At 66.6% G+C, this 14069-nt stretch carries 12 protein-coding genes and 3 pseudogenes; 8 read left to right on the top strand and 7 right to left on the bottom strand.

Going from position 1 to position 14069, the window contains the following annotated elements; translation table 11 throughout:
* Positions 1–7 precede the first annotated feature (7 nt).
* From pufB to AX692_RS02160, 3 genes and pseudogenes are all read left to right on the top strand, one after another.
* Complete coding sequence (pufB, locus tag AX692_RS18700; RefSeq protein WP_017664714.1) at positions 8–154, top strand: light-harvesting antenna LH1, beta subunit; 147 nt, start codon at positions 8–10, stop codon at positions 152–154.
* Positions 155–250: 96 nt separating this feature from the next.
* The gene (gene pufA / locus AX692_RS02165) at positions 251–439 is read left to right on the top strand and encodes a light-harvesting antenna LH1, alpha subunit (protein WP_017664715.1); all 189 of its coding nucleotides are present in this window, start codon (positions 251–253) and stop codon (positions 437–439) included.
* Between the two features lie 99 nt (positions 440–538).
* A pseudogene (locus AX692_RS02160) lies at positions 539–1024 on the top strand (photosynthetic reaction center subunit L); the annotation flags it as partial.
* A 2-nt stretch (positions 1025–1026) separates the two neighbouring features.
* On the opposite strand, the pseudogene AX692_RS02155 reads toward AX692_RS02160, so the two are convergent.
* A pseudogene (locus AX692_RS02155) lies at positions 1027–1458 on the bottom strand (MFS transporter); the annotation flags it as partial.
* Positions 1459–1774: 316 nt separating this feature from the next.
* Here AX692_RS02155 and AX692_RS02150 point away from each other — a divergent pair.
* From AX692_RS02150 to AX692_RS02135, 4 genes and pseudogenes are all read left to right on the top strand, one after another.
* Positions 1775–3628 (top strand): alpha-amylase family glycosyl hydrolase, encoded by a 1854-nt coding sequence (locus tag AX692_RS02150; protein WP_073973145.1) that lies wholly within the window; start codon positions 1775–1777, stop codon positions 3626–3628.
* Positions 3628–4317: pseudogene (locus AX692_RS02145) on the top strand (alpha-amylase family glycosyl hydrolase); the annotation flags it as partial. The gene AX692_RS02150 and the pseudogene AX692_RS02145, both read left to right, overlap by 1 nt.
* A gap of 605 nt (positions 4318–4922) precedes the next feature.
* Positions 4923–5657, top strand: a complete 735-nt coding sequence (locus AX692_RS02140; protein ID WP_230959592.1) for a DUF6445 family protein — start codon at positions 4923–4925, stop codon at positions 5655–5657.
* A gap of 28 nt (positions 5658–5685) precedes the next feature.
* Positions 5686–7212, top strand: a complete 1527-nt coding sequence (locus AX692_RS02135; protein ID WP_073976161.1) for a tryptophan halogenase family protein — start codon at positions 5686–5688, stop codon at positions 7210–7212.
* Positions 7213–7292: 80 nt separating this feature from the next.
* Here AX692_RS02135 and AX692_RS02130 read toward each other — a convergent pair whose 3' ends face one another.
* A complete protein-coding gene (locus AX692_RS02130) occupies positions 7293–7796 on the bottom strand; it encodes a c-type cytochrome (protein ID WP_230959593.1) in 504 nt (167 codons plus the stop codon).
* Positions 7797–8012: 216 nt separating this feature from the next.
* Between AX692_RS02130 and AX692_RS02125 the strand changes: the two genes are divergently transcribed.
* Complete coding sequence (locus AX692_RS02125) at positions 8013–8849, top strand: DUF1499 domain-containing protein (protein ID WP_073976160.1); 837 nt, start codon at positions 8013–8015, stop codon at positions 8847–8849.
* On the opposite strand, the gene AX692_RS02120 is transcribed toward AX692_RS02125, so the two are convergent.
* The 5 genes from AX692_RS02120 to AX692_RS02100 all read right to left on the bottom strand — a co-directional run.
* A complete protein-coding gene (locus AX692_RS02120; protein WP_073976159.1) occupies positions 8850–9455 on the bottom strand; it encodes a CDP-alcohol phosphatidyltransferase family protein in 606 nt (201 codons plus the stop codon).
* A gap of 10 nt (positions 9456–9465) precedes the next feature.
* Positions 9466–10740, bottom strand: a complete 1275-nt coding sequence (locus AX692_RS02115) for a NupC/NupG family nucleoside CNT transporter (RefSeq protein WP_073976158.1) — start codon at positions 10738–10740, stop codon at positions 9466–9468.
* A gap of 61 nt (positions 10741–10801) precedes the next feature.
* Positions 10802–11344 (bottom strand): imm11 family protein, encoded by a 543-nt coding sequence (locus AX692_RS02110; protein ID WP_073981500.1) that lies wholly within the window; start codon positions 11342–11344, stop codon positions 10802–10804.
* Between the two features lie 92 nt (positions 11345–11436).
* Positions 11437–13578, bottom strand: a complete 2142-nt coding sequence (locus AX692_RS02105; RefSeq protein ID WP_073976156.1) for an FAD-dependent oxidoreductase — start codon at positions 13576–13578, stop codon at positions 11437–11439.
* A 44-nt stretch (positions 13579–13622) separates the two neighbouring features.
* On the bottom strand, positions 13623–14069 hold a 447-nt coding region (locus tag AX692_RS02100; RefSeq protein ID WP_196490749.1), incomplete at its 5' end, for an FAD-dependent oxidoreductase.

Genomic DNA, 14069 nt, shown 5'->3' with positions numbered 1-14069 from the left:
CAACCCAATGAATGAACGCATCGGGACTCACCTGACCCCTGAAGAGGCTCAGGAAATCCACAAGGGCTTCATGGGCACCTTCACCATCTACGTGGTGATCGCGCTCGTCGCTCACGCGCTCGTCTGGGCCGACAAGCCCTGGCTGCCGATCTGATCAATAGCCGGTTTGCTGCCGCGATGCCGGGGCCCGTCCCCGCGCCGTCACGGCTGACACCCGACTATTACTGCGAAACATTCGAAGGAATTCACCATGTGGAGACTTTGGTTCTACTTTGACATCCGCCGCACCCTCGTGGCGCTGCACGTTGGTCTCGCCGTCCTGGCGTTCACCATCCACTTCATCCTGCTCAGCACCGATCGTTACAACTGGCTCGAAGACGCCAGCGCTGCGCCGGCTGCGGCTGCTGTCACCTCGTCGGAAGCTCCGGCGGCGGGATAGTAACCCACGCGAAATGTGAGGGGGCAGGTTCGCCTGCCTGCCTCCTAACACTCGTCGACAACCTATAGCACCCGCCCTTGTGGCGGGGAGGATGGACCTATGGCGCTCCTTAGTTTCGAGCGGAAATACCGCGTCCGCGGTGGCACATTGATCGGCGGCGACCTTTTCGACTTCTGGGTCGGGCCGTTTTATGTCGGATTCTTTGGAGTGACTGCGGCAATCAGCGCCCTTCTGGGCACCATGCTGATCTTTGCTGCTGCAACCCAGGGGCCGACCCTCAACCCGTGGCTTATTTCGATCAACCCGCCGCCGATCGAATATGGCCTCAGCCTCGCTCCGATGGAGCAGGGCGGATACTGGCAGATCATCACCGGCTGCGCCGTTATCGCGTTCAGTTCGTGGGTGCTGCGGCAGGCGGAAATCTCGCGCAAGCTCGGCATGAGCTACCACGTGCCGATCGCCTTCAGCGTCGCGGTTTTCGCCTATGTCTCGCTCAACGTGATCCGTCCGCTGTGGATGGGCGCGTGGGGCAACGGCTTCCCCTACGGGATCTGGACCCACCTCGAGTGGGTCTCGAACGTCGGCTAGCCCATCGTGCGCTGGCGATCGGGCAGGTTGTCGCCGACGAAGGCGCGGAACGGCTCCATCGTGATGTTGAGCGAGGCGTCCATCACCCACAGCATCCCGGCCGCAATCCAGAGCACCGGCGCGTTGGGCATGACGAACAGCGCGAGGCTCGCCAGCAGCGCGCCGATCAGGAAGAACGGACGGCGGCGGCCGAAGCGCTCGCTCCAGGTCTTGTCCGACAGGTGCCCGATGATCGGCTGCACGATCAGCCCGGTCATCGGCGCTGCGATCCACAGGATCGCAAGCTCGCTCACATCCGCGCCCAGCGTCTGGAAGATGCGACTGACATTGCCGTTCTGAAGCTCGAAGCCGATCTGGATTCCGAGGAACCCGAAACTCATGTTCCAGATCTGGCCCGCGCTCAGCGCAGGCTTGTGGCCGACTTGCGTCATGGTCGCTTTCATCCCTCTCCCCGCCGCGCGCGCCTTCCCGGGCGTGACGCGGCACGGCCATCGGCCTATGCTTTCCGGTTCTTGCGACCGGCGTGGCGGCTTTGCGTGGCCGGGGGCCAATCTGGACGCCCTGCAAAAATTTGCAAGAAACTTTGCAGGTCAGGACGGGAAAAATCGGCAGCTCGTCGCACCGGGAGGCAGTTTCGCAAGCAAATCAAGCGGCTTGACCGTGCCGCGCCGGACGCCCGATGCGCGCCACAAAGATTTGCAAAAAAATTCCCAAGCTGTCACAACCGGCGGCGGAGGGAGTTGGATCATGAAGCGAATCTTCGCGAAGGCGGCGGCTGTGCTGTGTGCAGGCACCGCTTTGATGGGGACACCACTGGCGGCCGAAACGCCCCCCGCACCAACCCCTGCCGCCGCTCCCCTCGCCGAACGCGGGCTCGAGGACGAGATCATCTATTTCGTCCTGCCCGACCGCTTCGCCAACGGCGATCCCGCCAATGACAAGGGCGGCCTCAAGGGCGACCCGTTCCAGCACGGCTTCGACCCCACCCACAAGGGCTTCTACCACGGCGGCGACCTCAAGGGGCTGACCGCGAAGCTCGACTACATCCAGGGCATGGGCGTCACCGCGATCTGGTTCGCGCCGATCTTCAAGAACAAGCCCGTCCAGGGCCGTCCGGGCGAGGAGAGTGCGGGTTATCACGGTTACTGGGTGACCGACTTCACCCAGGTCGATCCGCATTTCGGCACCAATGCCGAGTTCAAGGCCTTCGTCGATGCCGCCCATGCGCGCGGGATGAAGGTCTACATGGACATCATCATCAATCACACCGCCGACGTGATCGGCTATGCCGAGGGCGAGGCCAACGGCTACCGCTATCGCAACAAGGGCGAATACCCCCACTCGCGCCGCGGCGGTGTGGACGGCAAGGCGATCAACCCGGGCTTTGCGGGCGACGCGAACGCCGATCCCGCCAATTGGGCCAAGCTCACCGACCCGACCTTCGCCTACACCCCGGTCGTGCCCGAGGCGGAGAAGAACGTGAAGGTTCCCGCCTGGCTCAACGATGTCACGCTCTACCACAACCGCGGCAACTCGCACTGGGTGGGCGAGAGCAGCCTTTATGGCGACTTCTCGGGGCTCGACGATCTGGCGACCGAGAACCCGCGCGTCGTCTCCGGCATGATCGCAATCTTCGGCCAGTGGATCGACGATTACGGCATCGACGGCTACCGCATCGACACCGCCAAGCATGTGAACCCCGAGTTCTGGCAGACCTTCACCCCGGCGATCCTCAAGCGCGCGCACGACAAGGGCATCAAGCACTTCCACATCTTCGGCGAGATCGCCTACGAGGAGCCCACCGCCACCCTCGCCGCGCAGGTGATGGCGCAGAGCGGCTTGCCCTATGCGCTCGACATGGGCTTCGCCAAGGCGGCGCAGCTTGTCGCGAGCGGCAAGGCGGGCCCGCGGCTGATGGCGGAGTTCCTCGAGCAGGACGCGATCTATCCCGGCGGCGCGAAGACCGCGCTGGGCCTGCCGACCTTCCTCGGCAACCACGATTTCGGGCGCTTTTCCATGTTCGTGCGCGAGATGAGCGGCAATGCCGAGGAGGCGAAGCTCCTCGCCCGCGTCCGGCTCGGACATGCGATGATGTTCCTGCTGCGCGGGGTGCCGACGGTCTACTACGGCGACGAGCAGGGCTTCATCTCCGACGGCAACGACCAGCTGGCGCGCGAGGACATGTTCCCCAGCAAGGTCGCCTTCTACAACGACAACGACCTGATCGGCAGCGACGCGACGACGGCCGAGGACAATTTCGATCCCGCCCACCCGCTCTACCGCCTGATCGCCGAGCTTTCGGCCGCCCGCACCGCGAGCCCGGCGCTGCGCCGCGGGCTCACCACGGTGCGCGCCTTCACCGAAGCCGGCCCCGGGTTGCTAGCCGTTGAGCGCCACGATCCTGAAACCGGACAGCGCGTTCTGGCGCTGTTCAACACCGGCGAAAGCCCACTTTCGCAAAGCATCGAGGTAAGCTACGCGGCGCGCGGCGTCGCACCCCTCATTGGCCCCTGCCCTGCCGCGCTCGCCGCGCCCGGCGCGGTCACGGTCACGCTGCCCGCCTTCGGCTTTGCCGCCTGCATTCTGGAGACCGACAACTAATGGCAACCGCACTTGCCGACACTTCTGTTGCCACGGACACCGCGCCGGCCTGGTGGCGCGGCGCGGTCATCTACCAGATCTACCCGCGCTCCTTCCGCGACACCAACGGCGACGGTATCGGCGATCTTGCCGGGATCGCCGACGGGCTCGACTACATCGCCGAGCTCGGCGTCGACGGCATCTGGATCAGCCCCTTCTTCACCTCGCCGATGAAGGATTTCGGCTACGACGTTGCCGATTACTGCGGGATCGACCCCTCTTTCGGCACCTTCGCCGATTTCGACCGGATCATCGAGAAGGCCCACAGCCTTGGATTGAAGGTCATCATCGACCAGGTCTATTCGCACACCTCGGACGAGCACGCATGGTTCCAGGAAAGCCGCGCCGACCGGACCAATCCCAAGGCCGACTGGTATGTCTGGGCCGACCCCAAGCCCGACGGCTCGCCGCCGTCGAACTGGCAGTCGGTGTTCGGCGGCTCGGCATGGCAGTGGGACGGGCCGAGGAAGCAGTATTACCTGCACAACTTCCTCACCTCGCAGCCCGATCTCAACGTCCACAACCCGGATGTGCAGAATGCGCTGCTGGATGTCGCGCGCTTCTGGCTGGCGCGCGGGGTGGACGGGTTCCGGCTCGATGCGCTCAACTTCTCGATGCATGATCCCGAGCTGCGCGACAACCCGCCGAGCGGCGTGCCGATGGAGCTGGTGACGCGTTCGCGCTTGGCATCGAGCGAGGACTGGATCGAGCCGCGGATCCCGGTGACGATGATCGCGTCACCCTCCTCCTCGCCCTCGACCACCGCGGGCTTCTCGTCAGCCTGCTCCTGAGCCATCACCGGCGTGCCGGTGACCGCCAGCGCCATGAAGGTCGCGGCCCCGCACAGCAGGCGCGCGCTTGCATTGATCCCGTTCATTTTCATCAGAAGTCCCCTCCCGCAAGCGCCCTTCGATGGCGCTTTTGCAGTTTTTTTCATAGCCCAACCTGAACCGCAGGTAAATCGCCAAATGGGGGCGTTTCGCGGAGACCCCGAAAATCTTGTGTTTTCGTGCATTTTTGGGCGGTTGGATGATATTTTTCGAACGAAGCGGCATCATGTTAACGCTATCATACAGGCGAATGTTGCGCGATTGTCACAGTTTTGCCTCGTGCCGCAGTGCAGCATGACGAGCCGCGCGGGCGGGCCGCCGCGCTGACGCCCGCAGACCTTGCCTTCTCCCCTTTTTCGGACGTGATTCCTAAGGCTTATCCTTGCAGCTTGGAGCCCTGCCGCGAGTTTGATAGGCTCCCCCGCATGGTCAGTCAGCCCGCCTTCTCCGGACACGACGCCCGCGCGGCATGGGAAATCCCTCTTGCCGATCCGCTGGTCGAGGCAATTTCTTCGACCGATCAGCATCTTGTCAGTCTGGACAATTTTCTGGGGAATCCCGAACACGCGATTTCACAGGCCTCTTTGCAAAAATTTGCAAAAATCACGCCGCAATATCCCGGCGTGCGCGCCGCGCTCGAGCCGGCGGTGTGCGGCGCGTGGCTTGCGCAGCTTGGCCCGCTGCTCGACCGGTGGTTCGGCGGCTCAGGGCGCCCCTGGGCGATGCAGGCGTGGTATTCGCTGGTGACGACGCCGCCCGCCGCACTCGCTCCGGTGCAGCGCCTGCCGCATGTCGACGGCACCGATCCGCAGCAGATCGCGATGATGCTCTATCTCCACCGCACAGGGCATGGCGGCACCGCCTTCTTCCGCCACCGCTCGACCGGGCTCGCGGCGCTCACTGCCGAGACCTACCCGCGCTATGCGGCCGCGGTGCAGGCCGAATATGGCCGCACCGGCATGCCGCCTGCTGCCTACCCCACCGACGGCGCGCCGCATTTCGAGCGCATCCACGTCGCCGAGGGGCGCTTCAATCGCGCGGTGTTCTACCGCGGCAACCTGCTCCACAGCGGGGTGATCGACAACGACGCCCCCTTGAGCGCCGCCCCGCGCGAGGGCAGGCTGACGATCAACGCCTTCTTCCGCCCGGCTCCGGGTTGAGGTGGCGGCACAGAGGGGACGAGGACACATGCACAGGCCTGAAGTCAACAAGCTGGTGATCGTCGGCGGCGGCACCGCCGGGTGGATCACAGCGGCCGCCTTCGCGCGGCTCCTGGGCCAGCGCCTCACCATCGAGCTGGTCGAGAGCGAGGCGATCGGCACGGTCGGCGTGGGCGAGGCGACGATCCCGCAGATCATCCGGCTCAACGCCATCCTCGGGCTCGACGAGAACGAATTCCTCAGCGCCACATCGGGCACCTTCAAGCTCGGGATCGAGTTCGTCGACTGGGGCGCGAAGGGCAGCCGCTATCTCCACACCTTCGGCGACACGGGGATGGCCCTCGGGCATGTGCCCTTCCACCACTACTGGCGGCGCAGCGCCGGGGCGGCGGGCGATCCCAAGGGGCTGTGGGACTATTCGCTTCACCAGATGGCGGCCTCGGCCGCGCGCTTCGGCAAGCTCGACCGGGTCGGCAACACCGCGATGACGGGGCTCGCCTATGCCTATCATTTCGACGCGAGCCGCTATGCCCTGTTCCTGCGCGCCTATGCCGAGGGGCGCGGGGTGACGCGCACCGAGGGGATCGTCGAGAGCGTCCAGCGCGACGGCGAGAGCGGCGATATCACCGCGATCACGCTGAAGGGCGGCAAGCAGGTCACGGGCGATTTCTTCATCGACTGCACCGGCTTTCGCGCCCTCTTGCTGGGCGATGCTCTGGGCGTGGGCTACGAGGACTGGTCGAAATGGCTTCCCTGCGACCGCGCGCTCGCGGTGCCGAGCGAGCGGCTGCCCACGCTGGTGCCCTTTACCCGCGCGACCGCCAGGGATGCCGGGTGGCAGTGGCGCATCCCGCTCCAGCACCGCACCGGCAACGGCCATGTCTATTCGAGCGGCTTCACCACCGACGAGGCGGCGGCCGAGACGCTGATGGCGGGGCTCGACACCAGGCCGCTCGCCGATCCGCGCCCGATCCGCTTCACCACCGGGCGACGGCAGGCCTTCTGGGCGCACAACTGCGCCGCCATCGGCCTCGCAAGCGGGTTCCTCGAGCCGCTCGAATCGACCTCGATCCACCTGATCCAGTCGCATGTCAGCCGGCTGATCCAGCACTTCCCGCGCGCCGGCGATCCGTCCGCGATGCGCGAGGAATACAACCGCCGCTGCACCGCCGAGTTCGCGCAGATCCGCGATTTCCTCATCCTCCACTACCACCAGACCGCGCGCGAGGATTCCGAGTTCTGGCGCTATTGCAAGCACATGGCGGTGCCCGAGAGCCTCACCCACAAGATCGCGCTGTTCGCCGCCGCGGGCCGCGTGGGCCGCGACGTGGACGATCTGTTCCAGAACGCCAGCTGGGTGCAGGTGATGCTCGGCCAGGGGGTGATGCCGGCCGATTACGATCCGATGGCCGACCAGATCAGCGATGCGCAGCTCGCCGAGTTCCTCGCCAACGTGAAGACCGTGACCGCGCGCGCGGTGGGCACCCTGCCCACCCACGAGGAGTACCTCGTCCGCCATTGCCCGGTCGACGCGCGGCTGCTCGCAGCAGCCTGAGGGCGGGACGAGGCGGGCACGAAAAAGGGCGGCGCAGCCCTGCTGCACCGCCCGTTTTTCTTGTGCCCTGAGGCCCGGTCTTACTTCGACTGGGCTTCGAGATAGGCGACCAGGTCGGCGCGCTTCTGGTCGTCCTTGACGCCCGGGAAATTCATCTTGGTGCCGGGGATGTAGCCCTTGGGGTCCTTGAGGTATTCGAACAGGATCTGCGGCGTCCAGGTGATGCCGCTGTTCTTGTTGGCGTCCGAGTAGTTGAAGCCCGCGACGGAGCCCGACTGGCGGCCGACGATCTTGTGCAGCGACGGGCCGACGCGGTTCACGCCTTCGTCGAAGACGTGGCAGGTGCGGCATGCGGCGAAGACCTTCTCGCCCGCGGCGGCATCGCCGGTGAAGCTGGCATATTCGAGCTTCGCGCCGGCATCGGCGGCGGCAGCGGGCGTGGCGGCAGCGGTTTCAGCCGGAGCGGCCGCTTCTTCGGTGGTCGCAGCCGGAGCGGCGGCTTCTTCTTCCTTCTTGCCGCCGCAAGCAGAAAGGGTGGCGAGTGCTGCCAGCGCAGCTGCGCCCATCAGGATATTACGCTTCATGGTCGTTTGTCCTCTGAACAACTTGTTCCTCCCGCATCCCAGCGGGCCTTACTCCAGTTTGTCGGGCAAGAAAAGCGGGACTTCACGCATGCCAAGCGCCCCTTTCCCCAACTCCGCCAACCCCTAACGCACAAGGATCGCAGGCGGTTCCGAAGCCCATGCACAAGCGCCAACCGGCGGCATTGCCATGGGTGGGCCATGCGCTATGCTTGCCCCATGAACACACCGCTCAACCCGCCGTTGCACCCGACGCCCACATCCACCAAGCTCACCCTTGCCCTCATGGCGATCGTGCCCCTGTGGTTCATCATCGCAGCCCTCGGCACCCGGTTCGGGGTGTGGGACTGGCGGTTCGGGCTCGTGACCATGACCATCTCGGGCGGGCCGATCCTGCTCGGCATCCTCGGGCTCGTCGCGCTGGTCGCGCTGGTGCTGGCGATCCGCGCCAGGCCGCGGCGCAAGGTGCCGCTGGCGGTGGCGGGGATCGCGCTGGTCGCGGTCGTCGCGGCATTCGGGATGTTGGCGAGCCTCCGCGGCAAGGCGGCCGAGAACCCGATTTCCGATATTGCCACCGACACCGGCAACCCGCCGGTCTTCTCCGCGGCGGTGATGGCCGAACGGGCAGAAGGCGTGAGCAATCCGGTCAACGACTTTCAGACCCCGATCGGCCAGTTGAAGCCTTACCAAGGGCGCGTTTCGGACGAGCTGGCGGTCAAGAGCATCGCGCAGATCATCACCGCCAAGCCCGACCGCCCGGCCCCGCTGCCATTGGGCGGGGCGGACAAGGCGGCGGGTATCGCGGCGGTCAAGGCGGCGATGACCGCGATGGGCCTCACCGATATCCGCGCGGACGAAGCCACCGGCACGGTCGAGGGAGTGGCGCAGAGCTTCTGGTTCGGTTTCAAGGACGATGTCGTCGCGCGCGTCGGCGAGGCGCAGATCGACTTCCGCTCGGTGAGCCGGGTGGGCGTGAGCGATCTCGGCGCCAACACCGCGCGGATCGACGACCTGCGCGCCCGCACCGAGGCGCTGCTGGGAACGGCGGCGCGCTGATCAGTCGCGGAAGGCGGCCAGCGCCATCGCGCTGCGCTGGAACACGGTGAGCGTGCACAGCGCCGCATAGGCATAGGCGATGGTGCCGAACCATGCCGGAAACAGACACATGGCGATGAACACCGCGATGGTCTCGGTGCCCTCGGCAAGGCCGGTGGAGTAGAAGAAGCTCTTGCGCCCATGCGCCTCGGTGCTCGCGCCGCGCTTGCCCGCGATCACGGCGAAGGCGAGGAAGCTGACGCCGGTCAGCACGAAACTCGCCACCAGCACCAGCGCGGGCAGGGTGTTGGCAGGCGCGAGGATGCCGAAGCCCACGGGAATGCTGACATAGAAGGCGAAGTCGGCGACGATGTCGAAATAGCCGCCGAGGTCCGAAGGCCCCCGCACGCGCGCCACCGCGCCGTCGAGCCCGTCGAGCACGCGGTTGGCGATGATCAGCGCGAGGCCCCAGCCGATGTGGCCCAAGGCAATGGCGGCGGCTCCGCCGAGGCCCAAGGCGAGCCCGGCGAAGGTGATCGCGTTGGCGGTGATCCCAGCGCCCGCCAGCGCGCGGCCGAGGGCGTTCAATGGCGGATCGATCAGGGGGCGGAGTTTGGCGTCTAGCACGGCTGCGCCCTCACCATGTCACCAGCCCGATCCATGCGCCGGTCATGGCGCTGGCGAGGTTGCCGCTGATCCAGCTCTTCATCCCCAGCCCCGCCGCCTCGGCGCGGCGCTCGGGGGCGAGGGTGCCGATGGTCGAGACCAGCAGGCCGACGCTCGCCAGATTGGCGACCCCGCACAGCGCGTAGGTGACGATCAGCGTCGCCCGCGGCCCGAGCGCGCCCGCGGGCAGCGCGGCGAGTTCGAGATAGGCGACATATTCGTTGAGCACCGCCTTGGTGCCCATCAACCCGCCGGCCGCCTGCGCCTCGCCCCAGGGCACGCCGAGCAGCCACATGAAGGGCGCAAGGCCCCAGCCGAGGATGCGCTTGAGGCTGAGCGGCGCGCCCTCCACCGTCAGCGTCGTCGCGGCCAGCGCCATGTCGACCAGCGCCACCAGCGCAAAGACCGTGATGATCACCGCGATCACCGCGAGGAACAGCTGCATCCCGTCGAGCGTGCCCTTGATGATGGCATCGATGCTGCTTTCGTACTTGAGCCCCGTGTCCTCGCCGTCGACCTCGGTCGCGGCGTCCTCGGCCGACGGGGGCACCATCAGCCGGGCGATCAGCAGCGCGGCCGGGAGCGAGATCAGCGAGGCGGAGATCATGTGGCCGACGGCATCGGGCACGGTGGCCTTGAGCGTCGTCGCATAGAGGATCAGGATCGCGCCCGAGATCGTCGCCATCGTCAGGGTCATGATCTGGAACAGTTCCGAGCGCGAGACGCGGGCGAAATAGGCCCGCGTCACCAGCGGCGCTTCGACCGGCCCGAGGAACACGCTGGCCCCGCCCGACAGGCCGACCACGCCGGAGACGCCCAGCGAACGGCGCAGGAGGAAGCTCAGGCCGTTCACGATCCAGCGCAGCACCCCCCAGTGCCACAGCAAGGCGGAGAGGGCGGAAAAGACGATCACCAGCGGCAGGATCTGGAAGGCGATCACCAGCGGCGGCTGCGCGCCCGGCTTGAGCGCGAAGGGCAGCTCCGCCCCGCCGAGATAGCCGAACATGTAGGCCGAGCCCTTGAGCGTCGCCGCCTCGACGGCGCTCACTGCGTTATTGACGAGGCCGACCGCCGCCCACACCGCCGGAACGCGCACGATCAGCACCGCGAGCAGCCCCTGCAGCGCGAGCGCACCCAGCGCCCAGCGCCAGCCGGGCAGGCGCTTGCGGTTCTCGCTGAAGGCCCATGCGAGGCCCATCAGCACCGCCAGCCCGATCACGCCGCGAAATTGGTCGAACAGTTCCAATCACACCCCCGATTGCAGCCCGTGTCATCCCCCGCCGCCCGCAGGTCAAGTGCGCGGCGGCCTAGGACACTCTGGTCAAACGCGCCCCGGTCAGGCCGGCCGCCACAAATGCGTCCCTTATTCTGTCGCTGACGATGACAAGGTCCTTGACGCCCTCCACCCGCAGCACGTCGAGACCGGCGACCTGCTCCTCGTCGATCGCCAGCTCGAAGAAGGCGCCATAGAGCCTCAGAAAGCCGCGCGAGGTCGGCGTTTCGCCTTCGCCGTAATAGCAGGGGCTCCATTCCGATCTTGCCTCGTCGACGCAGGCGCGGACTTTCCGGATGGAGAGGGCGTGATATGCCTGCGAGGGCGCGTGATTATCGAAGCGGACCGGGTGGAAAACGATCTCGTCCTCGGAAACGCCGGTGCCCGCGATCACCTGCCGCGCGCGTTCGCTGACGAACAGGAAACGCCAGCCGACCGCGAAGTCGGTTTCCCGGCCGTGATGCGCGACCCGGGCGGTCAGATCGAGGGGCACAGGCGAGCCGTCCAGCGGGTCGAAAAAGCAGTCTGCGGCCACCTCGCGGATATCCCCGATGTGCCACTGATCGGCGATGCTCATGTCCTGGTCCAGACTGTAATAGGGCATTCGCACAGGTTCCGTTGTCGTACCGAGAGCCTCTCTGGCCGATCACGCGGCCGAGCGCCAGCGCCTCAGCCGCGCATCCAGGCGTGATAGCGCTCGACCCACTTGAGCAGCCCCTCGGGCTTGTTGGCGCGCTTCCAGTTGCCGGCCGCGAACTTGTTGGCCTCGGCCATGGTGGGGTAGGAGTGGATCGTGCCGAGGATCTTGTTGAGGCCGATCCCGTGCTTCATCGCCAGCACATATTCGGCGAGCAGCTCGCCCGCATGCGCGCCGACGATGGTGACGCCGAGCACCTTGTCCTTGCCGCCTGCCGGGGTGAGCACCTTGACGAAGCCCTTCGTCTCGCTCTCGGCGATGGCGCGGTCGAGATCGTCGAGCTCGTAGCGGGTGACTTGCACCGCGATGCCCTGCTCCGCCGCCTCGCGCTCGTTGATCCCGACGCGGGCGACTTCGGGGTCGAGGAAGGTGACGGCGGGGATCACGCGGTAGTCGGCCTTGAACTTGCGGAACATGCCGAACAGCGCGTTGACGCTGGCATACCAGGCCTGGTGGCTCGCGGTGTGGGTGAACTGGTAGGGCCCCGCGACGTCGCCGGCGGCGAAGATGTTGGGGAACTTGGTGGCGAGGAATTCGTCGGTCACGACGGTGCGGTCGACATCGACCCCGATGTCCTCGAGCCCGAAGCCGGTGAGCCGCGCCTTGCGGCCGATGGCGACGACCAGCGCGTCATAGGGCACCGCGACCTCGGCCCCGCCCGCCTCCGCGATCAGGGTGCGGCCTTCAAAGCGCACCGCCTTGTGGCCGGTGAGCACGCGCACGCCGTCAGCTTCGAGCGATTCCTTGGCGAGTGCCGAGACATCGGCATCCTCGCGCCCCAGCACGGCGTCGGCCATCTCGATCTGGGTGACCTCGGAGCCGAGCCGCGCGAGCGACTGCGCGATCTCGCAGCCGATCGGCCCGCCGCCGAGCACCACCGCGCGCGGCGGGGCGGCGTCCATCGCGGCGAAGGCCTGCCACATGGTCTCGCTGGTGAGGTAGCCGCTCTCCGCGATCCCCGGGATCGGCGGCACCACCGGCTCGGCCCCGCTGGCGATGATGATGCTGCGGGTGGTGAGGCGCTGCGTACCGCCATCGTTCAGCGCGATCTCGACCGTCCACGGGTCGATGATCTTCGCGTAGCCCTTGACCACATCGACCCCGAGGCCGGTGTAGCGTTCGACCGAATCGTGGGGCTCGATTGCCTCGATGGTGTCGAGCACCCGCGCGATCACCGCCTTGAACGGCACCTCGGGCTCCACGGGCGACAGGCCATACTTGTCGGCGTGGCGCATGGTCGCGGCGACCTTGGCGCTCTTGATCAGCGCCTTGGAGGGCACGCAGCCGGTGTTGAGGCAATCGCCGCCCATTTCGTGGGCCTCGACCAGCGTCACCTTGGCCTTGACCTGCGCGGCGATATAGGCCGAGACGAGCCCCGCCGAGCCTGCGCCGATTACCACGAGGTTGCGGTCGAATTTGCGAGGCTTCGTGAACCCGGCATAGACCTTGCGGCGCTTCAGCATCCCGATCACCCCCTTGGCGAGCCACGGCACGATGCCAAGCAGCACGAAGCTGCCGATCACCGCGGGCGATGCAATCCCGGACAGGCTGTCGATCTGCGCCAGCTGGGTGCCCGCGTTCACGTAAACGATGGTGCCCAGCAGCATGCCCGCCTGACTCACCAGCGCAAAGGTCAGCGTGCGGATGCGCGTCAGGCCCATCACCAGATTGACAATGAAGAAAGGGAAGACCGGGATCATCCGCAAGGAAAAGAGGTAGAACGCCCCGTCCCGCTCCAGACCGGTGTTGATCGCCTTCAGCCGTTCGCCGAACTGCGCCTCGATACTGTCGCGCAGCACATAGCGCGAGGAGAGGAAGGCAAGCGTTGCCCCGATGGTGGATGCAAAAGAGACAATGATCGTGCCCAATACGAGGTCGAACAACGCTCCGGCGGCCAGCGTCATGATCGCGGCCCCCGGCAGCGAGGCGCCGGCGACCACAACATAGGCGAGGAAGAACCCCACAATCACCGCCAGCGCATTGCGCTGCTGAAATGCCGCCAGATCGGCCGCGAGCGCCTTGATCCCCTCGAGCGTAAGGTATTGCCCGATATCGAAGATGAAGTAGGCAGCGACCAGCGCAGCCAGAACGGCGAGGACAGCAAGCTTTTTCAAAGTGGGACTCCCTTGTCGGGCATTCGCCGTCAGACCCCGGATCGTTACTCGCTCTTCGCAAGTGCAGCGTATTTCGCAATCCAGCGTTTGTCGATCCAGTGCTTGAGCGCGAGCACCCACGACCCTTGCGCGCTCAGCGGCCCATAGCTGAGGATCGCCGAACCGTCGCCGGTGTTCATCAGGTAGAGGCTGTTCCATCGGGGATGGTAGGCGGCGCGCGGGGTCTCGCCCGCCAGCATATGGCGCAGGTTGGCGGCGAGCACCGGCCCGGCAAACACCGCATGCACCCCGGCATGCGCGAGCGCGCGGTCGGTGCGCGCGGCGACGTCTCCGGCGGCGAAGATGCGCGGGTGCGACACTGAGCGGTGGTGCGCGTCGACGCTCAGGAACCCGCCCGCGTCGGTCGCCACCCCGCTCGCGCGCGCCCAGCCGGGCGCGGCGCTGCCGGTGGCGGCGATGACGAGATCGGCGGGCTCGAGCGACCCGCCGCC

Origin of the sequence: Erythrobacter donghaensis (assembly GCF_001557325.1) — a bacterium.
Lineage (GTDB): Bacteria > Pseudomonadota > Alphaproteobacteria > Sphingomonadales > Sphingomonadaceae > Erythrobacter > Erythrobacter donghaensis_B.
This window is presented reverse-complemented; position numbering and strand designations above follow the sequence as displayed.

What these genes read in the sequence shown, in the direction of transcription:
- pufA (WP_017664715.1), top strand. Translation starts at nt 251, where the DNA reads ATGTGGAGACTTTGGTTCTACTTTGACATCCGCCGCACCCTCGTGGCG.
- AX692_RS02135 (WP_073976161.1), top strand. Translation starts at nt 5,686, where the DNA reads ATGCACAGGCCTGAAGTCAACAAGCTGGTGATCGTCGGCGGCGGCACC.
- AX692_RS02150 (WP_073973145.1), top strand. Translation starts at nt 1,775, where the DNA reads ATGAAGCGAATCTTCGCGAAGGCGGCGGCTGTGCTGTGTGCAGGCACC.
- AX692_RS02110 (WP_073981500.1), bottom strand. Translation starts at nt 11,344, where the DNA reads ATGAGCATCGCCGATCAGTGGCACATCGGGGATATCCGCGAGGTGGCC.
- pufB (WP_017664714.1), top strand. Translation starts at nt 8, where the DNA reads ATGAATGAACGCATCGGGACTCACCTGACCCCTGAAGAGGCTCAGGAA.
- AX692_RS02130 (WP_230959593.1), bottom strand. Translation starts at nt 7,796, where the DNA reads ATGAAGCGTAATATCCTGATGGGCGCAGCTGCGCTGGCAGCACTCGCC.
- AX692_RS02140 (WP_230959592.1), top strand. Translation starts at nt 4,923, where the DNA reads ATGGTCAGTCAGCCCGCCTTCTCCGGACACGACGCCCGCGCGGCATGG.
- AX692_RS02125 (WP_073976160.1), top strand. Translation starts at nt 8,013, where the DNA reads ATGAACACACCGCTCAACCCGCCGTTGCACCCGACGCCCACATCCACC.